This is a genomic window from Speluncibacter jeojiensis (assembly GCF_029589495.1).
GTDB lineage: Bacteria > Actinomycetota > Actinomycetes > Mycobacteriales > Mycobacteriaceae > Speluncibacter > Speluncibacter jeojiensis.
The window spans coordinates 335,254-353,697 of record NZ_JAAIVF010000002.1 but is presented as its reverse complement, the minus strand read 5'-3'; the positions used below and the strand labels follow the sequence as shown (position 1 = coordinate 353,697).

The following is an 18,444-nucleotide window of genomic DNA, read 5'->3' as shown; positions in this document are numbered from 1 at the left end:
CCGGGGCCCGGCATGGACGATCTGTGGCTGGGCATCGACATCGGCACCTCGGCGTCAAAGGGTGTCGTGGTCGACCGGTCGGGGACGATCCTCGCGAGCTCCCGACGCGGTCACGGCACGTCGTCGCCGCGGCCCGGCTGGTTCGAGCAGGACGCGGAAACGGTGTGGTGGCACGACTTCCGTGAACTGAGCGCCGAACTGGTAGCGGCCACACCCGGCCGGCCCGCGGCGGTCGCGGTCAGCGGCCTGGGGCCGTGCCTGCTGCCGGTCGACGCAGACGGTCGTGCGTTGCGCCCGGCGATCCTGTACGGCATCGACACCCGCGCGACCGCGGAGATCGCCGCGCTCGAGGCCGAACTGGGCACGGAGCGCATCCTCGCGCGCGCGGGATCGATGCTGACCGGCCAGGCGGTGGGCCCGAAGCTGCTGTGGCTGCGCAACGACGAACCCGAGGTGTACCGGCGGACGGCGATGGTGTTCTCCGCGGCGAGCTACCTCGTGTACCGGCTCACCGGCGAGTACGTGCTCGACCACCACACCGCCAGCCAGTGGACACCGCTCTACGGCCTGGACGGGCAGTGCTGGAACACGCGATGGGCCGAGTCGATCGCGCCCGGACTGTCCCTGCCCGCGTTGCGCTGGGCGTCGGAGGTCGTCGGCTCGGTGACCGAGCAGGCGGCGACGGAAACAGGCCTGCCGCAGGGTATTCCGGTGACGGCCGGGACGGTCGACGCGTGGGCGGAGGCAGCGAGCGTCGGAGTGCGCCGCCCCGGCGAGGTGATGGTCATGTACGGCACCACGATGTTCCTCGTCGAGGCGACCGCACGGGCCGCGCGCCACCGGGGACTGTGGAGCACGGCCGGGCTGTGGCCGGGCAGTCACACGCTGGCCGCGGGCATGGCGACCTCCGGCTCGCTCACCGAGTGGCTCGCCGCGCTGACCGGGGCGGCGGTCGCCGACCTCACGGTGGAGGCGGCGCAGTCGCCGCCGGGCGCGCACGGCCTGCTGATGCTGCCGTATTTCGCGGGCGAGCGGACGCCGCTGTTCGACCCGTGGGCCAGGGGAGCGGTGCTCGGCCTGACGCTCGCTCACCACCGCGGCGACCTCTATCGGGCTGCCTTGGAGGCCACCGCATTCGGGGTCCGGCACAACCTCGATGCGATGAGCGAGGCCACCGGCGGCGCGGACCGGGCGCTGACCGCCGTCGGCGGCGGCACCACCGGCGGACTGTGGCCGCAGATCGTCTCGGACGTGACCGGACTGTCGCAGCGACTGCCGGCCCAGACCGTCGGCGCGTGCCTGGGCGACGCGCTGCTGGGGGCCATGGCGACCGGGCGCGAACCTGACATCGACCGGTGGAACCCGACCGCCTCCGTCGTCGCACCCGACCACTCGACCCGCGGCCTCTACGACGCGCGCTATGCAGACTATCGCGAGTTCTACAGTGCCACGGCCGATATCGCGCACCGCCTCGCCGCGGCGCAGTTGCGGGGTGCCCGATGACCGCGCTGCGCCTGTCGCCCACCGGCGCGACGGCCCGCCGGGTCTACGGCCTCGGTGCACTGGCCGGCGTGCTCTTCGGCTACGACAACGGGATCATCGCCGCGGCCATCTTGTTCATCCCGCGCGACCTGCCGCTGACGCCGCTGCAGAAGGGCATGGTCGTCAGCGCCACCGTGGTCGGCGCGATGGCCGGTTCCCTGGCCGGCGGGCCCGCCGCAGACCGCTTGGGGCGCAAGCGGATCCTGATGGTCGCCGGGGCGGTCTTCGCCGCCGGCGCGCTGGGTGCGGGCCTCGCGTCGACCGTCGAGGTGCTGGTCGGCTTCCGCTTCGTGCTCGGCATCGCGATCGGCATCGCATCGGTGCTCGCACCGATCTACCTCGCGGAGATGGCCCCGGCCCGCGACCGCGGCGTGATCACCTCGTTGAACCAGTGCACGATCATCGTCGGCACCGCGCTGGCCGGAGCGATCGGCTTCGGGTTGGCGTTCACCGGCGCCTGGCGCGCGATGCTGTTGATCGCGGTCGCGCCGGCGGTCGCGCTGATCGTCGGGTTGATCGGCGCGCCGGACACCCCGCGCTCGCTGATCCGGCGCGGTCACCGGGCAGAGGGCCGGGCCGTGCTCGAACGGCTGCGACCCGACGAGGCCGGCGCGGAGTTCGCCGAGATCGAGGCCTTCGAGCGCGAGCAGCCGACCGGCCCCGTGCGGGTGCGGTTGTCCGACCCGTGGGTCCGCCGGCTGGTCATGCTGGGCACGCTGCTGGCGATCTTCCAGCAGATCACCGGCATCAACGCGGTCGTCTACTACGCGCCGACCGTGCTGACCGACTTCGGCCTGTCCGACCGGACCGCGCTGCTGTTCGGCTTCCTCAACGGCCTGCTCAACGTGGTCACCATCGTGGTGGTGCTGCGCTCGAGGGTCGTCGACCGGCGCGGTCGCAAGCCGGTCCTGCTGGCCGGACTGATCGGCATGTCGGTCGCACTGTGTGCGCTGGGCGCGGCGGCGTGCGGCCTGCCGACCGGCTCGGTGGCGCTGCTGGTCATCGCGATCGCCGCGTTCGTGCTGTTCACCAACACCTTCTCGGCCACCTGGGGGCCGGTGCTGTGGGTGGTGCTGGCCGAGATCTTCCCGCTGGCGATCCGCGGCACGGCGATGGCCGTCGTCATCGTGTTCACCTGGCTGACCGACTTCTCCGTCTCGCTGACGTTTCCGGTGTTCACCGACCTGGTCGGGGCGGGGCCGGTCTTCTTCGCCTACGCGGCGGCCGGGGTGGTGATCTTCCCGATCGTCTGGTGGGTGGTGCCGGAGACCAAGGGGCGCAGTCTCGAATCCCTCGAACACGAGTTCCACAGTGGTCGTGGCCGATTGAGGAGGAACAGATGACGAGCCGTTACGGACCGCACGGGTCCAGCCTGCGCGACCTGCCACGTCTGCGCGACAGCCGCCGGCACCGCGCGTCGAGTTGGGACCGCACCGGCGGCAACGACGACCGGGTCACGCTCGCGCCGGGCAGGGCCGTGGTGCTCGCCGACATCGCGGGCGCCGGCGCGATCAACCACCTCTGGGTGACGGTCGCGAACGAACGGATGAACCGCGACCCGTGGATGCGCGAGCCCGACCACCTGCGACGGCTGGTGCTGCGCGCCTACTGGGACGGCGAGGAACAGCCGAGCATCGCGGTGCCGCTCGGCGACTTCTTCGGCGTCGGCCACGGACGGACCACCAACTTCGTGTCGGCGCCGCTGCAGATGAGCCCCGAGGACGGCAAGGGATTCAACTGCTTCTTCCACATGCCGTTCGGCGACGGCGCCCGGCTGGAGATCGCCAGCGAGCTGACCGACGAGCAGGTGTACGTGTACTACTACGTCGACTACGAGTCCTTCGACGCGCTCGAGGACGGATTGGGCCGGTTCCACGCGCAGTGGCGGCGCAACAACCCGTGCGCCGGGGCGGACCAGGACGGTGAGATGAATGACGAATACCTGCTCACCGGAACGAATCTCGACGGCAGGGACAACTATACGATCCTCGAGGCCACCGGGCGCGGCCACTACGTCGGCTGCGTGCTGAGCATCCGCAACCTGCGCGAGACCGACCAGTGGAACTGGTACGGCGAGGGCGACGACATGATCTTCATCGACTCCGACGACTGGCCGCCGACGCTGCACGGCACCGGCACCGAGGACTACTTCAACACCGCCTGGTGCCCGACCCAGAGCTATCACGCGCCGTATCACGGGATCACGCTGCCCGGCGGCGACAACTGGAGCGGGCAGATCGGCCTGTACCGCTTCCACATCGAGGACCCGATCACCTTCGAGCGGTCGATCCGCGTGAGCATCGAACACGGCCACGCGAACAAACGCAGCGACGACTACTCGTCGGTGGCGTACTGGTATCAGCAGGAGCCGCACGCACCGTTCACGCTCGACCCGGTCGACGCGCGGCTACCGCGGGGGTGAGCGCATGGCACAGGGCCGCATGAGTCGCCGGATGTTCGGTCGGCTCGCGGCCCTGTCCGGGGCCGGGCTGGCACTGGTGGGACGACCGGGAATCGCTCGGGCGGCGACGGATCCACGGGAACACGAGCGGTGGTTCCTCGAACCGGACAGCGCCTTCTTCGCGACCGCCGCCGTCGAGTACGCGGCCGGTTGCTGGGCGCTGAGCACCGGCGACCTGTGGCCGTCGTGCTGGGCCGACGACGACCAGATATACGCGGCCAACGGTGACGGCATGGGCTTCGGGCTGATGCGCCCCGCGGACCTGGTGGTCAACCGGATCGCCGGAACCCCGGAGCAGGGCCTGCGCGGCACCCGGTTGGCCGACAGTGACGCGGTCGCGCAGATCTATGCCGACCCCGCCGAGTACAACCGCAAACCCACCGGCATCGCCGCGGTCGACGGCGACGGCGACGGCCGCGACGAGCTGTACCTGGCGGTGCAGGACCTGCGGTTCACCCCGGCGGAGGAGGCCTTCAACGACGCCCCGAACGCCGCGATCTGCCGGTCCGACGACCACGGGCGGCACTGGCGCATCCCGGACACCCCGATGTTCGACGACCACGTGTTCACCACGATCATGTTCCTCGATTTCGGCAAGAGTCAGCAGCATGCGCGGGTGCTCGGCCCGGAGGGCTCCGGGTATCTGTACGCCTATGGGCTGGACGGCAATTGGCGCGGCTCCTACAGCGACACCGTGCCGGACCCCACCTGCCTGTACCTGGCGCGCGTGCCGCGGTCGACGGTCCAGCAGCGCGAGACCTGGCAGTTCTTCGCCGGGCTGGACCAGTCGGGTGCGCCGCGGTGGAGCGCGGAGCTGTCCGACCGGGTGGCGGTGCTCACCGACGGCCGGATCGTCTATCCGAGGCTGCTGCACGACAACGGGCCGAAGAAGCTGAGCGTGCTCTCGCAGGGCGGCGTCGTCTACAACGCGCCGCTACGCCGCTACCTGTACACGTCCTGGACCGAATACACCTTCCAGTTCTACGAGGCGCCGACCCCGTGGGGCCCGTGGCGACTGTTCCTGACCCACGACGCCGGCGGCTACCCCTGGTACGGCCGGCCGCTGCTCACCGAACTGATCCCGTCGCCGTTCGGCCACCCCATCCCTCAGACCCTGAACCAGGCCCTCGACCTGCACTGTCCCGGGCCGAAGAACGGCGGCTACGGGTGCACCATCCCGTCGAAGTTCATCGGCGATGACGGCACCGAGATGTGGGTGCAGTCCAACTGGTTCGTCGGCGACGGGTGCGGGGCGCCGAACTACTCGTACTCGCTGCGCCGACTGCGCGTCGCGCAGAGCGCCGAGACCGAGGCGACGAATCCGTCGGACTCGCAAGCGGATCTGGCGCGGGTGCCGGGAACTGTGCCCGTGCAGAAGAGCGCGCACTACGGCCACGGCGACTGGTACTCCGCGGGGAGGACGGATCGGAGCGAGGACAGTTTCGACAACTCGCCCAAGACCGTCGACTTCTGGGGCTACACCTGGGACCGCGAGTATCGACTGGACCGACTGGTGTACACGACCGGAGACATGTTCGACGACGGAGGCTGGTTCGCCGCGGACCTGACGGTGCAGGTGCGTCGGTCGGGGCGGTGGCAGACGGTGTCCGGGACGCGTGTCGAACCGCGGTACCCCTATGTGCGCGTGGGTAAGCGGGTCACCTACACCTGGACCTTCTCGACGACCGTCGGCGACGGCATCAGAATCCACGGGACGCCCGGCGGAAGCGGGCACTTCACCTCGATCGCCGCGCTGGCGGTCCACCACGACGGAGTGCGGACGCAGTGAGGAGGGGAGCATGAGACGAGCCGAGTCGGTGCCGCTGGCCGGTCCGTTCACCCGCATCTACGACCCGGGTGAAGGCCTCCCTGACGCGTGGTACATCAACGACCACAGCCTGATCCGCGACTACTCGGGATCCTGGCACCTGTTCGGGATCACCCACCGGGAACCGGCCGCCCCCGAGGACGAGCGGGTGTTCGCGCACGCCACCGCCCCCGAACTGCACGGCCCGTGGACCCGGCGACCGCCGTGCCTGACCGCCGACCCCGACTACGGCGAGACGCACCTGTGGGCGCCGCACGTGATCGCGCACGAGGGCGTGTACCTGATGGTGTATGCGGGCGGCGGGTACGAACCCGACAGTGCCGCAATCAACCTGGCGTACTCGACGGATCTGGTCGAGTGGACGCGCCGCGGGGACGGTCCGCTGTTCCGCGACGGCTACGAGGCGCGCGACCCGATGCTGCTGTGGGTCGACGACCGGTGGGTGCTGTATTACTGCGCCACCGAGGACCCCGCCGGTGGACATCACGTCGTGGCGTACCGCACCAGCGTCGACCTCGAGCACTGGAGCGGCCGGCGCATCGCCTTTCGCAGCAGCCGGGCCGGGACCGTCGGCGGCGACACGGAGTCGCCGTTCGTGGTCCGGCACGGCCGCCACTTCTACCTGTTCGTCGGTCCGTGCGGGGCGTACGCGGACGCCGAGGACGGATACACGTGCACCGCCGTCTACCGAAGCGACAGCGCCTACCGGTTCACCCCCGCCGACATCGTCTCCCGGGTACCGGCGCATGCCGCGGAAGTGGTGCACGCCGAGGGTAAGTCGTGGATCACCCACGCGGGGTGGGCGCAGGGCGGGGTGCACCTGGCCCGGCTGAACTGGTCGGCCGGGCTGTCCGTGTGACGCGCAGTCGCGTGGGTGGGGTACTGCCGCCTCAGCGGAACATCGTGACGGCGGCCTTGGCTAGCACCTTCGGGTCCTTCTCGTAGTGGTGCATCTTGGTGAGTTTGTCGTCGTCGATGCCGAGGAAGTGGTACACGGCGATCTGGGCGCACCGCACCGAATACTGCTCGGTGAACACCATGTCGAAGGGGATCTCGGCGAACTGGCTGATGAACGCCAGGTTCTTCGAGTGCTTCGGCACCACCAGTGGCCGGTCGCCGACCGCGCGACGGTTGAAAAGCGAGCTGGCATAAGGCATGTAGGCGGGAAGCACGTTCACCACCGTGGACAAGATCTGGTCGCGTTTGGCGGCCAGCGCGCCGGTGGTGTCGAGGCGCTCGAGGTGGCCGAGTGTCTCGATCAGCATGTCGCGACCGGTCATCTCCATGACCTGCTTGTCGACGAAGTCGCCGTTCTTGCGCGGGAACAGGAAGTAGCCCCAGAAGACGGCCTCGTTCTCCTTCTGCGCGTGATAGTGCGGCTGGTGGTGGACGACCAGCGAGAGCATCGCGTCGGAGTCGATGATCGTGTTGAGCGCGTTCCCGGGTTCCTGCTTGGTGATCCGCGAGATCTCGTTGATCAGGTCGTGGGTGTTGTTGGTGACTGTGAAGCTCATCCACTCGCTCTGGGCGCGGTCGCCGAAGAACTTGTCCGGGTGCCCCAGGTCGTAGAAGTGCTCGGTCGCCTGCTTCCACAGCAGCGCGCTGGGGGCATAGCGCATGTCCTCGACGATCGCGGTGTCCAGGTCACCGATCGACGAGCTGTCGGTGATGCTGCCGTTGGTGTCGAAGACGAGGTCGTCCTCGTCGACCTCGATGCTCCCGGTCTCGCCGGTGCGGACGTTCTCGTACTTGAGCCCGGTGACGACGATCTCGTCGCGCATGGCGGTGTCCTTGAACTCGAACTCGGTGACCTTGAGTTCGTTGACGAACTTCACGCCCTGGGCTGTCAGGTGGTTGCGCATCGGCATGATGATGGACTCGTACTGGTTGTACGGCGACCGGGTGACACCGGCGAGGGTGTTGATCCGGCTGAACTCCAGGATCATCCGGTTCATGTAGCGGCGCAGTTCCATGGCCGACAGGCTCGGCTTGAACGCGAACGTGGTCTGCCACATGTACCAGAAGTTGGTGGTGAACATGTGCGGGCTGTCCTCGAACCACTGCTCGATGCTGATGTCGTCGAGTTCGCGCTCCTTGGACTCGGGCAGCGTCATCAGCTTCGTGAGCAGGTAGCGGTCCTTGTTGTCGAACTGCATGTGCTTGTAGTCGAGCTCGTCGCCCTTGTCGCGGATCCCGCCTGTCGAGTCGATCAGCCGGGCGATGTCGTGGGTGGGGTGCGCGTGGTCGAAGTCGAGGATCTCCTGAGTGACCGACTTGTCCGGATTGTCCAGTGAAGGAACGGAGCCCAGGACGTCCCAGATGTTCTCGTAGGTCTCCTCGTTGAGCATGCGGCCGCCGCGGTTGAGGAAGCCGCGGTCGTTGCTCAGTTCGGTGTAGCCGTACTGGTTCTGGAAGGTCGCCGCGGACTCGCCGTCGTTCGCGCCGTGCATGTCCAGGCCCATGATGGTGATGTCATCGCCGGCCCATTTGCCGTCGCGGATCAGGTAGATCGCCGACGCGAGATTACCGATGCCGGCGCCGATCATGTAGGCCTTGTGACTCATGTCCAGAACTCCAGTCCGTGTCGATGTACATACGGGCACCGCAGTGGGTGGCCGGGGGTCTCGAACCTGTGAAGCTCCTTCGAGCATATGAGGCCGCCGGAGGTTTCGCTCGGTGGCCGATGCGCCTACCCGCCACAAGTGCCTATCGGACGTTTGGTATCAATATTGACTGTTGACCTGCGGCGCCACAAGGAGAATGCGTGTCCATTCGTACGAGATCTTTGATCGCCAGCGCCACCACCGGACTCGCACTGTTGGCCGGTGGCGTTGCCACCCAGTCGGCTCAGGCGGCGCCGATCGTGACGCAGGCGTCGTGCGGCGTGGACTCGTACGCCAACACCTACGGCGATTGCGTGCACAGTCCGGATGGCGATTCCGGTGGTGCGACGGCACGGTGCAATGACGGTACGTACTCCCACAGCCGGTCCCGCTCGGGAACGTGCTCTGGCCACGATGGTGTCGCGTCGTGGATGTCCGGTGACCCGACTGCCGGGTCGTCGGAGCTCGTGGGTACAGCGTTGGTCGGCAGTGCTGTGGTCGGTAGCTCGGCCATCCTTCCACTTGCAATGCCGCTGCTGTTCCTGGGTTCGGCTGCCTTACAGTCGATCTGACCCCGGCGGACCGAACTCAGCCGGCGGACCGCTCCCACGTCACGGTCAGCTCGTCTCGCTCGCCGAATCGGACCAGATGGCGCGCGATGACGTCCTCGAGTCGGGCCAGTTCGTCGATGTCGTCGCTGTCGATGCGCAGGTGCAGCGCGCCCTCGGCGGCAGTCACCGTGGCCCGGCCGGTGTCCAGGTCGATCCAGCCGGTCCCGGATTCGGGTGACCATTCGCCGCCGTGTCTGCGGCCGAGATGCGAGACGAGTTGCTTGCCATAGCGTCCGGGTCGGTCGGTGCGCACGATGGCGGTGGTCACGCTGTCGTCGGTCATGTCACTCCTGATGCCGCTTCTTGGGTTCGGAATCATCATCACTCGACCGGCTGTGGGTGCGCTGTAGATCGGATGCGGCTCGGACCCGCCGGGCGGCCCACAGCGCCGGCACCGTCAGCAGCCCGGCCAGCGTCAGCACCAACGCGGTCTCGGTGAGCTGGAACCGCCAGTAGCGACTGTCGCGGTGATAGCGGACCTCGTAGTGGTCGGCGCCCTGTGCCCGCAGACAGTCGTCGAAGGCCTGCGCCCGGTGCCGGGAGTCGGTGGACGCGAGCATCCCTGAACAGGCGCTGTACCGGACATCGACCGTCCGGCCCTGCGCGTCGGCGTAGCCGCCGCCGATGACCCACCCGCCGTCATGGTCGAGCTGGTCGCCCCACCCGGACCACTCGTAGCGGTCGGCGGCGTTCAGCGCCTGCCGTTCGGTCAGTGCGGGTGCGTAGTGGGGGCGGATCGCCAGCGGCAGCGCGATCAGCACGATCGGCATCACGATGAGCGTCAACATAATCGGGAGAACGGTGCGGCGCAGCAACAGGGCGAGGGTGGAGCCGACCATCAGTGCGAGGAAGGTGTACCCGCCGGTCACGAGGCCGGAGATCTCGAACTGCGGATACTCCAGGCGCGGTGCGTCGTAGTCACGGATCGGTCTGGTCGAGTCGGGCCGCGCCCAGCCCAGCGCCAGGCCGAGCGCGGTCATCGCGAGCGAGATCGGCACGAACACCGTCAGCACCCGAGCGAGGTACCAGGCTCGGAAGCTCGGTGTCGAGGAGTGGTCGACCCGCCGCCGGGAGAAGGTGGTCACGCCCACGACGGCGCCGAGCAGCACCGGCAACACCAGTGCGAGGATGCCGGTGAGTGTCAGCGCGGTCTCCGGGCGGCAGCCGCCGCGGCCGTCGTACCAGCGCGAACACATGCCGCCGAAGTCGGTCCGGGCGCCGGACCGTCGGGCAAAGATCCCGGCGACCACGGCGACCGCGACCAACACGCCGATCGCAGACAACGCCGCGACGACCGTGGTGCGGCATTGCCTCCAGGCGGCTCCGATCTGGGCGAGGGCGGGCCGCGGCACTGCGGGCGGGTCGAGATCGGTCATCGGGCTCCCATCGGGGGTGAGGCTGTCCGGCAACGATTTCAATAGATCGACAGGTGGGCAAGCCGTGCGGGCGGTCCGGCGATTCGCGTCCGCGGGCCCCGTGCCCCGCCCTACCGTGGCAGGGGTGAACGCCCCACCCGCAGGTGATGTCTCGTCGACGATGGCCGCAGCACAGGCCGAGGACCACAAGCTGCGCAAGGAACTCGGGTTCTGGTCGCTGGTCGCGGCCGGGGTCGGCAGCGTCATCGGCTCGGGCTGGCTGTTCTCGACCATGTACGCCGCGCAATCGGCCGGTCCGGCGGCGCTGATCTCGTGGGTCATCGCCGGCGCGCTCATGCTGATGATCGCGCTGGTCTTCGCGGAACTGGGCATAGTCCGGCCGGAGTCCGGGGGACTGGTCCGCTACCCGCTGTACAGCAACGGCCGGCTCGCTGCGAGCATCATCGGCTGGGCGATGTGGTTGTCGTATGTGGCGAATCCGCCGAGCGAGGCGTCGGCGGTCGTGCAGTACGCGTCGAGCTGGTGGCCGGGCGTCTACGACGCGCACACCAGTGACCTCACCGTGCTGGGCAGGGTGGTCGCGGTCGTGCTGATGGCGGTGTTCGTCGCGTTGAACTACTACGGCGTCAAGTGGTTCGCCCGATCTAACAACATCGTCACCGCGGTCAAGGTGTGCATCCCGATCATCACGGTGATCCTGTTGCTGGCCAGCGGATTCGGCGCGAACAGCAGCGCGGGCGGGCTGCCGGAGAACATCGGCCGATACGGTTTCGCGCCCTACGGGATCACCGCCTCGCTCGGTGCGATCGCGTCCGGCGGCCTCATCTACGCCTACACGGGGTTCCGCAACATCGTGGAACTGTCCGGCGAGGCGCGCAACGCCCGGCGTGACATCCCCCGGGCCATCATCTTCACGATCGTGTTCAGCATTCTGCTGTATCTGGGGCTGCAACTCGGCTACCTCGGCGCGCTGCCCGGCACCGAACTCGCCAAGGCCGCCGGCTGGCACGGGGTCAACCTGAACTCGCCGTTCGCCGACATCGCGACCATGCTCGGCTTCACCTGGCTGTCCTGGCTGCTGATCGCCGACTCGTCGATCTCGCCGTCGGGATCGGGCATCGTCTACACGGCGGCGAACGCGCGCAACGTGTTCGGGCTGGCGAAAAACGGATTCTTCCCCTCGCTGGTCATGCGGGTCAGCGAGCGCACCGGGGTTCCGGGCATCGCCATGCTGCTCAACTTCGCCGTCGGCGTGCTGTTCCTGGTGGCGCTGCCCAGCTGGCACAGCATCGTCGAGGTGCTCAGTGCGCTGGTCGCGCTGACATTCTCGATCGGTTCGGTGTCGCTGATGGTGTTCCGCAACGTCGGACTCGGCAACGCGCGGTCCCGGCTGCCGGGGATGCGGGTGATCGCGCCCGCGGCCTTCGCCGTCTCCTCGCTGGTGATCTTCTGGCAGGACTGGGGCACGCTGTGGAAGACGACGATCCCGCTGGCGATCGGACTGGCATGGTTCGTGGTCAGCTTCGCGCGCGGCGACCGGAACTCCGGTGACCTGGCCGGTGGGGCGTGGCTCGTCGTGTACATCGTGTTCGTCTACGGCGTCGCCGCATTCGGCAACTACGGTGGGCGCGCGGACATTCCGCAACCGTGGGACTCGGTGATCGTCGCGGTCGGCGCGCTGACGATGTACTTCTGGGCGGTGCGGGCCGGCACCGGATACCTGCGTGGGCAGCGGGAATTGTTGGCCACGTTGGGGAACGATGCAGTGTCGCCGTAACACCGCCGGAAGGCGGCCTGGGTCATCCCGCCACTCCGCAGCGAGGGTCGGTCACTCGAAGATGTCGCGGCGGACGCGGCCCGGTGGGATCTGCGGGTCGACGAACCACTCGCGGCCCAGGACGAGAGCGAATGCGCGAGGTGGCACCCGGCGCAGCACGGCGGACCAGACCGGGAGCCCGGCGGTCTGTGAACGGTGGGCGAGCAGTGCGTCGCGTTTCTGCCGCGCGAACCGGCGGACATCGATCCGGTGGGTGATGGTCGCTCGTGGGGCATACGCGGTCCGGACGACATCGGGTTCGTAGGGTGGCGGCAGACGTAGCAGGCGGGCGAGGTTGCCGGCCCGGAGCAGTGCTTCGCGCGGCATCGTCACCTCCAACACGCGTGGCGTTCCGGCGAGTTCGGCGGCGCGTTTGCCGACGTGATGGACCTGCACGTGATCGCGGTGACCGTAGCCTCCGTTGCGCTGATAGCCGAGAAGTAACTCGGCGTCCTCCTCGCGAAGGATCTCGGCGAGTCGTTGCGCCGCCTCCTCGACGTCGGCCCGGGCGAACCGGGTACGACCTGGCGGGTCCGGCGGGAACACCGGGCCGTAGCCGCTGTCGGCGTAGCCGAGGCATGCGACCCGATGTACCCCGAGAAGGTTTGCGCTTGCCTGCAATTCGTCCAGCCTTACGGGGTCGTCGTCGTGGACCCGGCCATCGGTCGCCACCACGACGACCACCCGCTGCCCGGCCGCCGCTGCGCGTGCCAGGGTGCCGCCGGTCAGGATCACCTCGTCATCGGGGTGGGCGTGGAAGGCGACCACGGTGGCCACGGATGCGTCCCGCCCCTCAGCGGACCGTCGCGCGGCCGGTGACGACCGGCAGGTCGGCGAGCGTGGCGATACCCGGCGCGGCGGCGACCACCCTCGGTACCGCATTGGTCACCGGCATCGCCGTGTAGATCATGCCCAGGCCCATGAAGCCGTCCTCGTCCCAGCCGTCGTGCGGCAGGCAGTGGATTGTGGTGCGCATGTTCGGCACCCCGAACACCTGGATGTCGTGGCCGTGCTTGAGCGGCTTGGGCGGGGTGACGTGGCCGCCCATCGTCCAGTTGAAGCCGACGCTGATCAGGTTCTTCTCGCCCACCCACCCGCGGTGATAGCCGTAGACGCCGGCGACGGTGCCGGCCGGGATGGTCATGAAGCCGAGGTCGCTGTCACCGGTCGCCGCGGTGAAGGTGACGTCGAAGTCGATCCGGTCGAGGGTGGCGCACAGCGCGTCGGCCATCATCGCGACCGATTCTGCGAACACCTCGCTCTCGCGGCGTACGCTCGCCGCGAGTCCCGGTGTGTCCGGGTCCTGCGCGAAGCCCATCGCCCGCTGGGTGTCGGCCGACGCATAGGTCGAGCAGTCGACGGATTCGGTGATGCGGATGTGGTCGACACGCTCGCAAGAGGCGCTGAGCGCGAGTCCGACGGTGTTGGTCATGCCGGGGTGAGCGCCGCTGCCGAAGATCGTCGACTGTCCGCGCTTGCAGGCGTCGGCGACCCGCGCTCGCTCGGCCGGGTCGAGCTTGGTGCCGTTGATCCAGCCGGCCGAGGTGCACACGTTGATGCCCGACTCGAGCAACCGGACCAGCTCGTCGGTCGACGACCACAGCGGGTTGTAGACGCAGGCGTCGGGATCGAGCGCAATCAGCGCGTCGATGTCGTTCGTGGCGAGCACGCCGGACGGTGCGATCGCGCCGGTCCGCGGGAAGACGGCCAGGTCGGCGGCGTCGACGCCGACCTTGTCCGCGCCGTGCGCGTAGACGCCTACCAACTCCATGTCGTCGCGGCCGAGGATGGCGTGCAGCGAACGGCGGCCGATGTTGCCGGTGGTCCACTGGATGACGCGGAGCGGTCGGTCGGTCATGTGACTCCCGGTGAGCGTGCGGCCTGCGGATTTTCCACATCGAACCACGGGGCAATCGCAAGACAAGAACGTGTTCTCGTGCGCGTTCCGTTGGGCGAACGTGGGTGAATCGCTGCTCACGGGTTCCGTTATTCTTTCCGGGTCGCCGGAGGCCAGGGAGGACGCGTTGCCAGGGTCGAAGTGGTTGCTGGTCGAGACGCTGGGCGGCGAGCCGTCGATCGTCGGCTGGGGCAACGCTCCACAGGAGTTCGAATCGCTCACGGCGTTCCGGCGCACGGTCGGGTCGACCCCGATGGTGATCGCGGCGCGCGTCATCGTCGAGATGCTCAGCGACGAGAATCCCCGCGAGATCGACAGCATCGATAACGGGCACCGGGTGATCGCACGCCCGCTGCCGGGTACCGACGGGCAGGTCCAGGGCCTGCAGCTGTGGATCGGGCTGCCCGACGAGCCGGTGCCGCCGCGGCCGCCGGCGGGGGCGTGGGTCTTCGACGTCACTGCGGGGACCGCCTCCGGATCCGACGACCTGTTCGACCTCTACGGGACGGCGCCCGAACGGCGTCGCGGCGAGACCGCGCTGGCGGGGGCATTCACTCGGCTGCTCGTGAACTCCGACCACGGCGAGGCGCTGGCGAAGATCGTCGCGGCCGGCCCGGGCGCCGAGCATCAGGCGGTGTGGACGGTCTCCCGCGACGACGGACAGCGCCGGGCGGCACACTTCTCGTGCCGCATCTTCGAGGAGGAGACCGAGGCCGGCGGCCACGAGCACCACCTGCTGCGCGGCATCACCCACGACATCGGGCCTGCGGAGGACGTTCCGCCCGAGCCGGTCCCCGTCGTCCTCGAATGCCGGGTGCTGGAGGCCACCGCCGGACCCGGTGAATTCCGCGCGGTGCTCAATCCCCGCACGCTGCGGATGATCCGGTGGATCGACGACCCGATGCCCGGGGTCGCCTGGGAGAACAACGACGGCGAGCCCGAGGCGGCGATCCATCCCGACGACCTGCCGACGGCCCGCCGCATGCTCCGGTCGCTGATCCAGGTGCACGGCGACAGCACCGGTTCGGTCCGGGTGCGACGGCTGGACGGCGGCTGGCAGCCGCTGGCGGTGCGGCTGGGCCTGATGCCGTTGACCACGCACACGATGGCGACGCTGGTGACCATGCGGGCGCTGGACTGAGCTGCTCGGGACCCGGCGGTGACTCCTAGCGTCGCCACCACTGGCCGAGCGGCAGCCCGGTGCTGCCGTCGTCGTGCGGCCTGACCGCCAGCACTTGGTGCAACTGGACGTGATTGCGGTCGAAGCCGAGCCGGCCACCGGCGAGCATGAGGCTCCACACCCGCGCGGTACCCTCGCCGACCTCGTCGACCGCGGCATCCCAGTTGCCGGCGAGATTCTCGGCCCAGTCGCGCAGCGTCATCGCGTAGTGCGGGCGCAGGTTCTCCTCGTGCAGCACCTCGAGGCCGGCGTTCTGCACCTCGGTGATGATCCGGCCCGAGCCGGTCAGTTCGCCGTCGGGGAACAGGTAGCGGTCCATCAGAGCCTGCCCGCGGCGGCGGGCGTTGTTGACCGGGCGCGTCACACAGTGGTTGAGCATGCGCCCGCCCGGGCGCAGCTTGTCGTGGAAGAACCCGAAATAGGTGGGGTACTGGCCGATTCCGATGTGCTCGGTCATGCCCATCGAGGAGATCGCGTCGAATCCGGATTCGGGGACGTCGCGGTAGTCGGAGAACCGGACCTGCGCCAGATCGCCGAGCCCCTCGTCCTCGATGGCGCGCTGCGCCCACGTGGCCTGCTCGGCGGCCAGCGTCACCCCCAGCACCCGGACGCCGCGGCGGGCCGCATAGCGGACCATGGTGCCCCAGCCGCACCCGATGTCGAGCAGGCGGTCGCCGGGCTGCAGGCCCAGTTTGTCGAACACCAGCCGGTGCTTCTCTTCCTGCGCCTCCTCGAGCGAGGCGTCGGCGGTGGGGTAGACCGCGCACGTGTACGTCATCGACGGGCCCAGCATCAGCCGGTAGAAGTCGCCGGACACGTCGTAGTGGTGGTGGATCGCGTTGGCGTCGCGCAGTTTCGAGTGGCGCAGTCCCGCCGCGATGCGGCGCCACGTAGGCCGTGCCTCCTGCGGCGGCGGCGCGACCGGGCGCAGCACGCCGGGGCCCAGCGAGCGGACCACGCCGGCCAGCACACCGATCGGCGGACGGCGGAAGTTGCGCTTCTCGATCATCGCCTTGAGCAGCGGATACGGATCTCCCGGGCGCACCCCCGTGGCCTCGATGTCACCGGAGATGTAGGCGCGGGCCAGGCCGAGCTCGCCGGGCGCGGTCGCCAGGTAGCTGACGGCGCGTGGGGTCCCCAGGTGCAGGCCCACCGGGGCATCGGCCGGACCGGTGGCGCTGCCGTCGTAGGCGGTGAAGCGCACCGGCAGGTGCCCGTCGGAGAAGGCCTCGATGACCTGCGCCAACGTCAGCTTGGTGCCGGCGCCGGCGTTGTTCGCCGTGCGTGGCGCGTTGAGGGTCATCGCGGTGGGCCCCTTCGGTCGTTCGGCTTGACAACAAAAAACTAGCCGAAGGGTGTGACAGGGGCGACACCGGCGGAGTGCAGCGCGCCGGGCTCAGTGGGTCGAGAGCAGGACCGCGCTGGGTGCGCCGACGTTCAGCCGGTAGTGCCCGTCCGTGGCGGTGGCCTGCTCGGACGACCGCGGCGTGAACGATCCGTCCGCGCCGACCGTGGCGCCGGCGAACTCGGTGCCGGTGGTCGCCTCGGGCGCGGCCGCCGTCAGTCGTTCGACCGACGCGGACCTGCCGTTGCCGCCGACGATCTCGACGTCGACAGTGCCGTGGAACGCGCGGTCCTTGTCGTCGACCGCGACCTTCACCGTGCCGTCGGGCATCCGCACCGCGAAGGCCGTGACGTTCGCCTTGCCGGACTGCACCGTGACCGGCAGGATCGCGCCCCCGGCCAGTCGGCTGACCAGCAGTGCGCCGTAGTAGTTGGGGTTCGCCTGCAGAGCGCCGGTGCGCTGGGCGGCGGTGTCGGGGAAGCAGATCAGCGAGTAACTCCCGCAGTCGTCGATCTGGGTGTGCAGATCGGCGCCGGCAATGCCCTCCCGGGCCGCGGTCAGCAGGTAGTCGACGGTCCACAGCGCTCCGCCGAATGAGTTGGTGACGCCGGGAAGCCCCTCGGCGGCAATCGAATTGGTTTCCGACAGCCGCGGCTGCATGCCGGCCCGGTCGGCCGTCGCGACGAGGGAGCGGATGAAGGTGGTCTGCTTGTCGGCGGTCGCCCGCGACAGCAGCCCGCTGATCGTCGGCATACCGCCGACGAGATCGGCGCTGCCCGAGGACGATCCGACCCGCTGCGCGAGCCGTTCGGTGTTGACGTAGGGGTAGTAGTGCTGGTTGAGGAATCCGCCCTTCGATCCGAACGCGGCGGTGTAGGCGTCGAGCCAGGGGGTGACGGCGTTCTGCAGCACGGAGTCGATCTGCGGATTGCCGACCGCGCCGCCGGCGGTGTCGGGACCGGCGACCGGAACGGTCGGGTCCGCCGCGTGGATCGCCTGCCGGTAGGCGCGGGCGTCGGAGACGTAGGCCTGCGGGGTGTAGGGGCGGGGCAGGCCGGTCTTCGGGTCGTTCGACACCAGGTAGACGTTGGGTTCGTTGCCGATCTGGATCGAACGCAGCGAGTTGCCGATGCGCTGCTGGGCGGCGGCGACCTGATTGGCAGCGGATGCGGGATCGAAGTGCTTGAGGTTCACGCCCAGGTCGATGCTCCACCCGGTGGACTTGGCGAGGTCGCCGACGCGGGTGAGGTCGTCGGGGGTGATGATCTGCCCCTTGGCCCACGCCGGTGCGGGCTTGGCGGGGTCGGGCATCCAGGCGCTGTTGTCGACCTGGTTCGCGCTGAATCGCAGGTTGCCGTCACCCAGGTTGTGCAGCAGCGCCGAGACGTTGCCCTTGGACGGATCGGTCCACGGGCTGTGCAGCTGGTTGGCCTCGAACGACAGGCCGAGGAAGTTGCGGGGGATGACCCGGCCGGGTGCATTCGCGTCGACTCTGACGGTGACGGTGTCCGGCGCGTCGGCCGCGGCCGAGGTGGTCGCCAGAGCCATCGAGACCGGCAGTGCCGCACACAGTCCCAGGATGGTCGTGCGACAGATTCGCGTCGAACGCTTCACGTGATGCCTCCTCGATGACGACGAACTCGTTCAGCAACTTACTCGCGCCAAACGTTGTCCGACGTGCGCAATGCCGGAGAACGGGCGCGTGTCGGTTCATCCCGGACCACTGGTTGTTCCGCGGCGCTGTCGCTGATCTGGGGACTGGGGTGGGGAGGTCGGCGCGCAGAC

At 69.1% G+C, this 18,444-nt stretch carries 15 protein-coding genes; 8 read left to right on the top strand and 7 right to left on the bottom strand.

The genetic code is table 11. The annotated features are described in order from the left end of the window. The first annotated feature begins 12 nt into the window (after nt 1-12). The 5 genes from G4X40_RS08870 to G4X40_RS08850 are packed head-to-tail and all read left to right on the top strand — an operon-like array spanning nt 13 to nt 6,690. Entirely contained in the window at nt 13-1,503 is a 1,491-nt protein-coding gene (locus tag G4X40_RS08870) for an FGGY-family carbohydrate kinase (RefSeq protein ID WP_277831812.1), read from the top strand. Continuing rightward, nucleotides 1,500-2,885, top strand: a complete 1,386-nt coding sequence (locus tag G4X40_RS08865) for a sugar porter family MFS transporter (RefSeq protein ID WP_277831811.1) — start codon at nt 1,500-1,502, stop codon at nt 2,883-2,885. Before G4X40_RS08870 ends, G4X40_RS08865 begins: the two co-directional genes overlap by 4 nt. Further along, nucleotides 2,882-3,964, top strand: coding sequence for a glycoside hydrolase family 172 protein (locus G4X40_RS08860; protein ID WP_277831809.1), 1,083 nt, complete (start codon nt 2,882-2,884; stop codon nt 3,962-3,964). Before G4X40_RS08865 ends, G4X40_RS08860 begins: the two co-directional genes overlap by 4 nt. A gap of 4 nt (nt 3,965-3,968) precedes the next feature. Then, nucleotides 3,969-5,792 (top strand): hypothetical protein, encoded by a 1,824-nt coding sequence (locus G4X40_RS08855; RefSeq protein ID WP_277831807.1) that lies wholly within the window; start codon nt 3,969-3,971, stop codon nt 5,790-5,792. A 10-nt stretch (nt 5,793-5,802) separates the two neighbouring features. Then, on the top strand, nt 5,803-6,690 hold the full coding sequence (locus G4X40_RS08850) for a glycoside hydrolase family protein (RefSeq protein ID WP_277831806.1): 888 nt from the start codon (nt 5,803-5,805) through the stop codon (nt 6,688-6,690). Between the two features lie 31 nt (nt 6,691-6,721). On the opposite strand, the gene G4X40_RS08845 is transcribed toward G4X40_RS08850, so the two are convergent. Beyond that, nucleotides 6,722-8,395: an oleate hydratase gene (locus G4X40_RS08845; RefSeq protein ID WP_277831805.1), complete on the bottom strand. Its 1,674-nt coding sequence runs from the start codon at nt 8,393-8,395 to the stop codon at nt 6,722-6,724. Between the two features lie 200 nt (nt 8,396-8,595). Between G4X40_RS08845 and G4X40_RS08840 the strand changes: the two genes are divergently transcribed. After that, a complete protein-coding gene (locus tag G4X40_RS08840; RefSeq protein ID WP_277831803.1) occupies nt 8,596-9,006 on the top strand; it encodes a DUF3761 domain-containing protein in 411 nt (136 codons plus the stop codon). A gap of 16 nt (nt 9,007-9,022) precedes the next feature. Here the strand turns inward: G4X40_RS08840 and G4X40_RS08835 are convergent, their stop codons facing one another. Beyond that, the gene (locus G4X40_RS08835; protein WP_277831801.1) at nt 9,023-9,328 is read right to left on the bottom strand and encodes a DUF2218 domain-containing protein; all 306 of its coding nucleotides are present in this window, start codon (nt 9,326-9,328) and stop codon (nt 9,023-9,025) included. Nucleotide 9,329: 1 nt separating this feature from the next. Beyond that, nucleotides 9,330-10,421, bottom strand: a complete 1,092-nt coding sequence (locus G4X40_RS08830) for a hypothetical protein (RefSeq protein ID WP_277831799.1) — start codon at nt 10,419-10,421, stop codon at nt 9,330-9,332. Between the two features lie 124 nt (nt 10,422-10,545). Here G4X40_RS08830 and G4X40_RS08825 point away from each other — a divergent pair, with 124 nt between their 5' ends. Beyond that, nucleotides 10,546-12,198 carry an APC family permease gene (locus G4X40_RS08825; protein WP_277831798.1) on the top strand — a complete coding sequence of 551 codons (1,653 nt, stop codon included), beginning with the start codon at nt 10,546-10,548 and terminating at the stop codon, nt 12,196-12,198. A 51-nt stretch (nt 12,199-12,249) separates the two neighbouring features. On the opposite strand, the gene G4X40_RS08820 is transcribed toward G4X40_RS08825, so the two are convergent. Both G4X40_RS08820 and G4X40_RS08815 read right to left on the bottom strand, forming a co-directional pair. Then, the gene (locus tag G4X40_RS08820; protein ID WP_277831797.1) at nt 12,250-13,014 is read right to left on the bottom strand and encodes a PIG-L deacetylase family protein; all 765 of its coding nucleotides are present in this window, start codon (nt 13,012-13,014) and stop codon (nt 12,250-12,252) included. A 16-nt stretch (nt 13,015-13,030) separates the two neighbouring features. Next, the gene (locus tag G4X40_RS08815; protein ID WP_277831796.1) at nt 13,031-14,095 is read right to left on the bottom strand and encodes an NAD(P)H-dependent amine dehydrogenase family protein; all 1,065 of its coding nucleotides are present in this window, start codon (nt 14,093-14,095) and stop codon (nt 13,031-13,033) included. Nucleotides 14,096-14,261: 166 nt separating this feature from the next. Here G4X40_RS08815 and G4X40_RS08810 point away from each other — a divergent pair, with 166 nt between their 5' ends. Beyond that, on the top strand, nt 14,262-15,275 hold the full coding sequence (locus G4X40_RS08810) for a GAF domain-containing protein (RefSeq protein WP_277831795.1): 1,014 nt from the start codon (nt 14,262-14,264) through the stop codon (nt 15,273-15,275). Between the two features lie 25 nt (nt 15,276-15,300). On the opposite strand, the gene G4X40_RS08805 is transcribed toward G4X40_RS08810, so the two are convergent. Then, nucleotides 15,301-16,617, bottom strand: a complete 1,317-nt coding sequence (locus tag G4X40_RS08805) for a class I SAM-dependent methyltransferase (protein WP_277831794.1) — start codon at nt 16,615-16,617, stop codon at nt 15,301-15,303. A gap of 93 nt (nt 16,618-16,710) precedes the next feature. Beyond that, complete coding sequence (locus G4X40_RS08800; protein WP_277831792.1) at nt 16,711-18,273, bottom strand: glycosyl hydrolase family 79 C-terminal domain-containing protein; 1,563 nt, start codon at nt 18,271-18,273, stop codon at nt 16,711-16,713. Nucleotides 18,274-18,444 lie beyond the last annotated feature (171 nt).

Excerpts from the sequence above, each read along its gene's own strand:
- G4X40_RS08835 (WP_277831801.1), bottom strand. The coding sequence starts at position 9,328 with ATGACCGACGACAGCGTGACCACCGCCATCGTGCGCACCGACCGACCC.
- G4X40_RS08850 (WP_277831806.1), top strand. The coding sequence starts at position 5,803 with ATGAGACGAGCCGAGTCGGTGCCGCTGGCCGGTCCGTTCACCCGCATC.
- G4X40_RS08865 (WP_277831811.1), top strand. The coding sequence starts at position 1,500 with ATGACCGCGCTGCGCCTGTCGCCCACCGGCGCGACGGCCCGCCGGGTC.
- G4X40_RS08815 (WP_277831796.1), bottom strand. The coding sequence starts at position 14,095 with ATGACCGACCGACCGCTCCGCGTCATCCAGTGGACCACCGGCAACATC.
- G4X40_RS08870 (WP_277831812.1), top strand. The coding sequence starts at position 13 with ATGGACGATCTGTGGCTGGGCATCGACATCGGCACCTCGGCGTCAAAG.
- G4X40_RS08805 (WP_277831794.1), bottom strand. The coding sequence starts at position 16,617 with ATGACCCTCAACGCGCCACGCACGGCGAACAACGCCGGCGCCGGCACC.
- G4X40_RS08855 (WP_277831807.1), top strand. The coding sequence starts at position 3,969 with ATGGCACAGGGCCGCATGAGTCGCCGGATGTTCGGTCGGCTCGCGGCC.
- G4X40_RS08845 (WP_277831805.1), bottom strand. The coding sequence starts at position 8,395 with ATGAGTCACAAGGCCTACATGATCGGCGCCGGCATCGGTAATCTCGCG.
- G4X40_RS08830 (WP_277831799.1), bottom strand. The coding sequence starts at position 10,421 with ATGACCGATCTCGACCCGCCCGCAGTGCCGCGGCCCGCCCTCGCCCAG.
- G4X40_RS08860 (WP_277831809.1), top strand. The coding sequence starts at position 2,882 with ATGACGAGCCGTTACGGACCGCACGGGTCCAGCCTGCGCGACCTGCCA.